Raw genomic sequence first — 5,218 nt, 5'->3', positions numbered from 1 at the left:
GGTCCCCCGCTCAAAGCTAAGGGACGTGTTCAAACATGGGTCACTTCTCAGTGGAAATTACTGGCCTCCCCGGGTCACTTCTCAGCGGCAATCAACAGCCTGGACCCTGCGACCATCACCGTCGAACCAGCTAAGCGCCACCTTTGCAGTGTCTGCAAGCCCAGCTGTGTTGTTGAACACACCATACCATCGCCCTGAAACGCCGTTGACATACTGTTTTGGCGTGAGGGGAGAGCCAGCTAAACCTACGCGCCTGAGCTCCTCATTGTTCAGTCCGAGGAACAGGAGCTTTATCGCGTTTAGCAAGCTTGTCTTGCCAGCGCCGTTTGCCCCCGAGATCACGACGATGTTCCTCTCCTCGCTGCAACCGGAGAGGTCTATCGTCGAAGGCTCGCCCCCGTAAGCGAACATGTTCTGTATCGTGATCGCCTCGAACTTCACGGCGCCTCAGTGCGGTCCGCGGCCGCATCAAGCAAATCTTCGATCGCGCGGTAGAGATTGCGACGTACGCCCCGGCCATTCAGATCGGGAAAGTCGACTTCCAGTGCGAGCAAGCGCGCCAATATTCCCGGTGTGAGGCTAGCCTCACGCTCGAGTGACGCCACGAGCGCCGCGTCTTCCAAATCATTCGACATCTGGGCAGAATCCCCCTTAGCATTCTGATTAGCAAAGACTGTCGCCGTAAGTAAGTGCAAGCGCGGACGGTCGATGCTTCCCTTGGCGTCCAATATCAAGACGATCACCGCATGATCCATGCTTGGGCCCCGTCGCCGCTCTGATCAACGCGAATTGCAGATGGGGCGGACCAACGTCAGCGGGACTTTGCCGGGTGGCCCTGCCATCACGCGTTTGGATGAGCGGTCCACGGCGATGACAGAGACTTTGGAAAAGCATAACGGCCACTTTTCCTTGGAGCCTTCGGCCTTCCAAACAACCCTCCGAGCAAGTCTAAACAGGATCCCATTATCAATCGGACTGCTGCATCCTCTGCGCGGCCGGGATCAGGCCGCCTCAATTCGTTCATCGAGTGTCTGGCGTGGCAACACCCGCTCCAGGATCAGTACCCGTTTGATAACGTTCGGATGGACGTGGAAGGTCTTGGCGACGCCATCGATCGCAAGATCATCAAGATTATCAATATCGAGGTGCTGACGGATGCCGTCAAACGGAGCGAGCAGGTTTTGAGCAAAGGCGCGCTGAAATTTTTGACGGTCGGTCTTGGCTTTGCTGATAATCCCAAATTTAGAATTCGACCAAATCTCATCACCGAGGGCGCAGGAGAGTTCGAAGCGTCGGTCGCGTGACACGACAGACCCGAGCGCGATCTTTTGCTGATTTGCCTTCTTCTCGACACGCGCGCTGTAGGGGAGTTTTCGCGCTGTCGCAGGACGAGCTAACGTCTCCTTTGTTGCGCCTAGCAGCTCAGAAAACGCTTTCAACCGAATTGGCCCTAGACCAAAGTCCCGCTGGCGACGCAGATATTGGGCTGCCCTCCGGCCCATCTCCCAAGGTGCCAAGGGGTGCGTGTCGTTTGCGGGCGACATCAGGCCATGGGCGGCGCTTAGGTCAACCATGACTTCCGAGGCCTCTGCAGCGCTGAGGGCATTCTCAAGGGCTACCGCCGAGCGTGAGCCGGGGGTAGCTGACGCGGCTTCTTCTATCGCAGAGGAACCTACGCGGCGTTCCAATCTCCCAAGCGCCCGCATTATTGGCTCCGGTACCGTGTCGGGATCATAGCCAAGCCGAGCCTCGACCCGTCGCCAGCTAGCTAGTGCTTTGTCGGCACGCTCGTCACGCAAGGTGGCGATCAGTTCGGTGATGGCAGTACCGTCGAGCGCGGAAGCGCAGGTATCCAGAACCTGATCGAAAAAGCGATCGATTCCGTCTTCGAAGGCTCGACCTGAGACCGAGGTCGTATCTGGTGCAAGATAACGAAGAGGGGAGGTCTCCAGATGCCGAGAGAAAGCAGGTGTGAACTGGACGTTCTCGCCGGAGCTGTGGATCATGAGAGGCGGCCAGAACGTCCCCCCCGACGCCGAACTCAGCTCGTGACGTAGCCGCCAATTCACCGAGGGAGTCGAGCCATCGAGGCATTCGTAGCGCAGCCGCCACCAATTGTCGGCGAGCCAGAAAGCAAGAGAGACAGCTGACGCCCGGAAATGATCCCGTTGGCCGCCGTTTTCGATATCGAGGAAACGCGTCAGCGGCTCTCCATGCGCTGCGATACGTACCTCCGCCACGTCGCGCGCTCCGACGGCCGGCGTTTTTGGCCAGCGAGCGTCAACGATGAGCATGTCTGGGATCACTGGTAGCGCTTCCTGGCAGCAACGAGGGACAAATCGAGGACTGGATCATTCTGTTCCGTGACATAGGTAGCATAACGCATCAACACCTTCCCAGCGATCGCTTCGTTCGGAAGCACTGGATAGGCATGATACATGCCGTAGCCCGGATTGGTGATCTGCGCCTCGTAAATCCATCCATTATCGTCGACCGTCCATAACAAACTCGGATCGCCCTTCTTAGTGCCTTTGCCGAAAAGACCCGCGGCGATCCCCCGTTTTAAGAGCGGCAAGGCGCGTGGGATATCTCCAGGTCCGAAGTCCGCATGTTCGTCGCAATAAGTTGGATCTTCATCCTCGCCTTCGTAAGGCTTCAGGTTGTAAAGGTGTGGGTGCCTCTTGTGTTTAGAATAGGGACCAAAGCCAGCTTTGGCAGCAAGCAATCCTCGGGCCTGGGGAGAAGGTGGTGGCTCCAATAGCCGTCGCGGATCGTTCTCTGCCGATCGGGCCCGCTTGCGTCGGGACGGAGGTTTGCGCGTTAGGGTCAGGGGAACTGCTCGTCGATACGGTACGGATAAATGCCTGCAACCGGTTCTGATTCGCGTCAAGTTCATTGCAGGCGAAGCTAGTAATCTTATGATATCGCCTTGCAATTAGAACATGAGTCCTACGACACGAGACACGACGGCTCCTCATCGAGGAAATTCCGGAAGAAACCGGATAGGGATCCAATCTCTCGACGCGGATGATCCAAAGGATCTGCGCTGTGATGTAAAGCTTATATTTGTTGAAAGTGCTATGCTCAGGACATCTGTTTGGGCTATCTAAAGCTCACGACTTAAAGGCGCGCGGCAGCTTGGTACGCTCAGGATGACTGAGTGTCACTATCGCTCTCGTCAGAAGCCGTTACTGGCAAGTCAGCCAGGAATAGCGGGTTCGCCCCCCGACCCAAACGTTCCTACTTCACCCCCCGAAGAATGGACGACAGGTTTCGAACGCCTTGATCTTTATGCAATAGCCTCGCTGCAATTGCGCTTGCCAAACAACGGCGGATGCCGAAAGAATCCCGGCTAATGCGCACCGATATCGACCATCTTCCTGCGGCAAAGCAGCGCGAGCTTGAGCGCATCGTTGAGGTTATTTTTGAAGAATTTCGCGACGCGATCGGGAATGCCACGGGCCCCCGGAAGGGCGCGCGCATCCTGAAGATTGTCCTCTTTGGCAGCCATGCGCGGGGTGACTGGGTGGATGCGCCGCTGTCGGCGAACCAGTACAAGTCCGACTACGATATCCTCGTCATCGTCAGCCAGAAGGAACTGACCGACCGGGCGGCCTACTGGGCGAAGGCCGAGGAGCGGCTGATCCGCGCCTACACGATCGAGAAGACGTTGCGTACGCCGGTCAATTTCATTGTCCATTCGCTGCACGAGGTGAATGACGGCCTCGCCCATGGCCGCGTCTTCTTCATGGAAGTCGCCAACGACGGGATCGCGCTTTACGAGACGGGCGGCAGCGAATTGGCGACGCCCAAGCCGAAGACACCCCAGCAGGCGCTCGACACTGCAAGAGAGTATTTTGAAGAGAACTGCTCGGGTGGAGCTAGCTTCTTTCGTGGCTACGCCGACGCTCGTAGACATGGCGATTGGAAAAAGGCCGCCTTCGACCTTCATCAGGCGGCTGAACGTCTCTATCAGGGCCTATTGCTCACCCTGACTTTCTACACGCCATATAATCATAATATCGCCTTCCTGCGATCGCTGGCCGAAGGGCTGGACCGCCGCCTCTATGGCATATGGCCGGAAGCCACGCACGCCGAACGCGCAAAATTCCAGAAGCTGAAGGAAGCCTACACCAAAGCCCGCTATTCCAGGCACTACCGGATCAGTGAGGAAGAACTGGCTTGGCTCGGTGATCGCGTCGAGGAACTGGGCCGCGTGGTCCATCAGGTCTGCTCGGAACGGATTGCCGAATTGGAAGCCGCCGCCGGGAAATAGTGATCCCGCTTGACAGCTTGCCCGGATTCCTCCTGTCTGGCATATTCGGCGGCACGAGATGGAAGGACTGGCGGCCATCCCGGGGATAACCCTGCCAGGCATCATGTAGGTCCGGCCCCTCCGGTCGGGCAGTTGCTGCAAGCCGCAAGGACGGCACGCAGCGAACACCGCTTGCACCATCCGCGCCCAGACGCGCGGACCGCCGGTGTGCGAGCTGCAAATGACACCCCCTATCGACGTTTACGCGCGCGAAGTCGTGATGGCGCGCATCAGCCATCTGGTCTGGCGCAAGCAGAACGAGATCGAGCGCATCGCGCGTATCATTCGCGCCTGCTTCGAATCCGAAAAGGTCCAGGCACCCCGACCGGGGAAGATCAGTCGGATCGTCCTGATTGGTCCCTATGCACGCCGCTCCTGGTATGAGGACCGGCAAACAATCCAGTTCTCGGATTATGAATTCTGGATCGTCGTCAACCATCCTGCCTTCAAAGACGAGCGCTGCTGGCAGCGGGTGCGCGATGTCATTGACAGCGAACTGGGCAATCGGTGCGCGGTCGATCTCGATATCTATTCAAAGGCCGACATCCGCATCGCCAGGATCGAGCGCGATACCTTCATCCTCGACCGCATCGAGGCGGGCATCACGCTCTACCGCGCTTCGCGCGACGCACCGTTGAATGAACGCGAACGTCGGGAGGCAAGGCAATGAGCCCCTCCAGTTCTACGGCAGCCTTCGAGGCACTTTACCGGGCGGAATATGCGCGCGTCCTGCGTTTCTTCCGAAAGCGGGTGGGAGGGGACGATGCCCCCGATCTCGCGCAGGAAGTTTTCATAAAGCTGTTCGCTGCGGGCGTTGTCGAACATATCGAAAATCCGCCAGCCTATCTTGTTGATTGCCGCTGAGAAGTGACCCGGGGAGGCCAGTAATTTCCACTGAGAAGT

At 57.9% G+C, this 5,218-nt stretch carries 7 protein-coding genes; 3 read left to right on the top strand and 4 right to left on the bottom strand.

Going from position 1 to position 5,218, the window contains the following annotated elements; translation table 11 throughout:
• Positions 1-81: 81 nt before the first annotated feature.
• The 4 genes from DI606_RS19380 to DI606_RS19365 all read right to left on the bottom strand — a co-directional run bounded on the left by DI606_RS19380 (position 82) and on the right by DI606_RS19365 (position 2,725).
• Positions 82-441, bottom strand: a complete 360-nt coding sequence (locus DI606_RS19380; RefSeq protein WP_293985581.1) for an AAA family ATPase — start codon at positions 439-441, stop codon at positions 82-84.
• Positions 438-755: a hypothetical protein gene (locus DI606_RS19375; protein ID WP_293985579.1), complete on the bottom strand. Its 318-nt coding sequence runs from the start codon at positions 753-755 to the stop codon at positions 438-440. Before DI606_RS19375 ends, DI606_RS19380 begins: the two co-directional genes overlap by 4 nt.
• A gap of 246 nt (positions 756-1,001) precedes the next feature.
• A complete protein-coding gene (locus DI606_RS19370) occupies positions 1,002-2,294 on the bottom strand; it encodes a hypothetical protein (RefSeq protein WP_293985577.1) in 1,293 nt (430 codons plus the stop codon).
• 8 nt (positions 2,295-2,302) lie between these two features.
• The gene (locus DI606_RS19365; RefSeq protein WP_293985575.1) at positions 2,303-2,725 is read right to left on the bottom strand and encodes a hypothetical protein; all 423 of its coding nucleotides are present in this window, start codon (positions 2,723-2,725) and stop codon (positions 2,303-2,305) included.
• Between the two features lie 630 nt (positions 2,726-3,355).
• Between DI606_RS19365 and DI606_RS19360 the strand changes: the two genes are divergently transcribed.
• The 3 genes from DI606_RS19360 (at position 3,356) to DI606_RS19350 (ending at position 5,179) form a co-directional block, all read left to right on the top strand.
• Positions 3,356-4,276, top strand: a complete 921-nt coding sequence (locus tag DI606_RS19360) for a HEPN domain-containing protein (protein ID WP_293985573.1) — start codon at positions 3,356-3,358, stop codon at positions 4,274-4,276.
• Between the two features lie 220 nt (positions 4,277-4,496).
• Positions 4,497-4,985, top strand: coding sequence for a hypothetical protein (locus tag DI606_RS19355; RefSeq protein ID WP_293985571.1), 489 nt, complete (start codon positions 4,497-4,499; stop codon positions 4,983-4,985).
• Positions 4,982-5,179 carry an RNA polymerase sigma factor gene (locus DI606_RS19350; RefSeq protein WP_293985569.1) on the top strand — a complete coding sequence of 66 codons (198 nt, stop codon included), beginning with the start codon at positions 4,982-4,984 and terminating at the stop codon, positions 5,177-5,179. The genes DI606_RS19355 and DI606_RS19350 overlap by 4 nt, the downstream gene beginning before the upstream one ends.
• Positions 5,180-5,218 lie beyond the last annotated feature (39 nt).

Origin of the sequence: Sphingobium sp., assembly GCF_003248505.1 — a bacterium.
Taxonomy (GTDB): domain Bacteria; phylum Pseudomonadota; class Alphaproteobacteria; order Sphingomonadales; family Sphingomonadaceae; genus Sphingobium.
Note: the sequence above shows the minus strand (reverse complement) of the source record. Positions and strands in the feature narration are given on the sequence as shown.